Source organism: Lactobacillus sp. UMNPBX17 (genome assembly GCF_002553735.1).
Taxonomy (GTDB): domain Bacteria; phylum Bacillota; class Bacilli; order Lactobacillales; family Lactobacillaceae; genus Lactobacillus; species Lactobacillus gallinarum.
Window position 1 is genome coordinate 1 of record NZ_PCYT01000124.1, and the last position, 1,749, is coordinate 1,749.

Here is a 1,749-nt window from a genome sequence, read left to right on the forward strand (position 1 = left end):
GATGGTTTTTATAGAAAAGGTGATATTATGATGAAATGTAAACTAGGTTGGATTTGTGCAGGTATTGGTGCCGTAAGTGCTATGGTTGCAAGCTCTATTTATTTCTATAAAAGAGATCATAAAAAGCGTGAAGCTGAAAAGGATACAGAAAACAAAACTTTATTTTTAGAAAGTACCCCTAACAAAGCAAAAGATGAGTTAATGAAAGCTGAATTAGCAGATGAGGATCAAGTTAAGTCACAAGAAACAGAATTTCCAAAAGTTTCTCTTAATGATGGTCCACATAAATTATTTGAAGATGAATAAAAAGGCGAGACAAGATGTCTCGCCTTTTTTTACATAATTTAGATTATAGTATGTTTTCTAATTTTAATAATTCTACTTTTTTATCTATTCCTGCACTATAACCCGTTAGGTTGCCATTTGATCCAATTACACGATGGCAGGGAACCATTAGAGAAATATGATTTCTACCTATAGCACCGCCTACTGCGCGAATAGGTAAATGATGTGGATCTTTTGCGACCGATTGCGCAACTTGTTTATATGTGAAAGTTTGTCCATAAGGAATCTGTAGAAGAGTTTGCCAAACTCCCTTTTGAAAGGTAGTCCCAATTAAATGTAATTGAGGAATAAAATCAGGCTTTTGTCCAGTAAAGTATTGATCAAGCCACTTTTGAGCAGATTTGATGTATTCATCAGAACCCACTTTTACCTCATCGTTTAAAATATCTGCATAGTACTTGCTAGTTGCAAACCACAAGCCAATTAATCCTCGTTCATCACTAGCTAATAATATTTTGCCCAAGGGTGAGTGGTATGTAAAAGTAGTCTGCATATTATTTACCTTGATTAGGTGTCATTAAATAATAATCTTTCAAAAGTGATTCATTAAACTGCTTTGGCAACTTATATTTTTGTCCAAACATATCGATCATTGCATGAAAATTTTGATAATTACGCAGAGTAAAATCAGTTAAATTTTCTTCAATGATCTTTTTTGCTTTCTCATAAGGTGGGACATCTCGCCAACCCAGGCATGCAAAAAGTCTACGCGAATACTGATCAACTACAAATTCGCCTTTACGCAAACCATACATTAAGATTACGTCTGCTGTCTCTGGTCCAATTCCTTTAATAGCCAAGATTTCTTTACGCAAGTCTTGTTTATTCTGCTGTTGAGCTAGTTCAAGATCATAATTAAAACGATCTCTAAAGTATAGCGCAATGTTTTTAATTGTTTGTGCTTTACGAGTATAAGAACCAGCGGGGGCAATTACTTGCTGCAATTTTTCATCACTCATGTCCAAAATGTTAGCAGGTAAGAAGCCAGTCGCTTGATATAAGGAGTCTAAAGCATTATCTACATTTTTCCAGTTAGTGTTTTGGATCAAGACTGTTGACCAAATTATCTGCCAATCAGAACGTCCCGGCCACCAACCATTGAGATCAAGATGATCATACATAATGTCATAAAGCTCATGTCAACTACCCCAGAATAAATTCTGGGGCTTGGTGGCTCGTTAGCTTGCACTAACCAGAACACCAACTTGCTTAGATACAGGCTCGGCTTGTCACTAATAATCTCGCAACTATTAGCGATAGAGGTCGCCTAATTACCAAAGCCTTTTGAGTCCGCGAGTTGCTAGCGGACTGCAGCCCCGAATAAGGCTGCTTTTTTTATTTTAGGATTTTGCCACTTGCCTAATCCTTTTTCTAAGATGTTCACGGCCGCATTCCAATCACGAA

The 1,749-nt window shown here is 36.6% G+C and carries 3 protein-coding genes; 1 reads left to right on the forward strand and 2 read right to left on the reverse strand.

Annotation, left to right across the window (positions count from 1 at the left end):
- Positions 1-306 (forward strand): hypothetical protein (locus tag CP368_RS09835; RefSeq protein ID WP_233185887.1); only part of this gene is annotated, 306 nt, incomplete at its 5' end.
- Positions 307-349: 43 nt separating this feature from the next.
- Here the strand turns inward: CP368_RS09835 and CP368_RS09840 are convergent.
- Positions 350-838 carry a methylated-DNA--[protein]-cysteine S-methyltransferase gene (locus CP368_RS09840; RefSeq protein ID WP_098044419.1) on the reverse strand — a complete coding sequence of 163 codons (489 nt, stop codon included), beginning with the start codon at positions 836-838 and terminating at the stop codon, positions 350-352.
- A gap of 1 nt (position 839) precedes the next feature.
- Positions 840-1,466 carry an endonuclease III domain-containing protein gene (locus tag CP368_RS09845; RefSeq protein ID WP_098044420.1) on the reverse strand — a complete coding sequence of 209 codons (627 nt, stop codon included), beginning with the start codon at positions 1,464-1,466 and terminating at the stop codon, positions 840-842.
- Between the last annotated feature and the right edge of the window lie 283 nt (positions 1,467-1,749).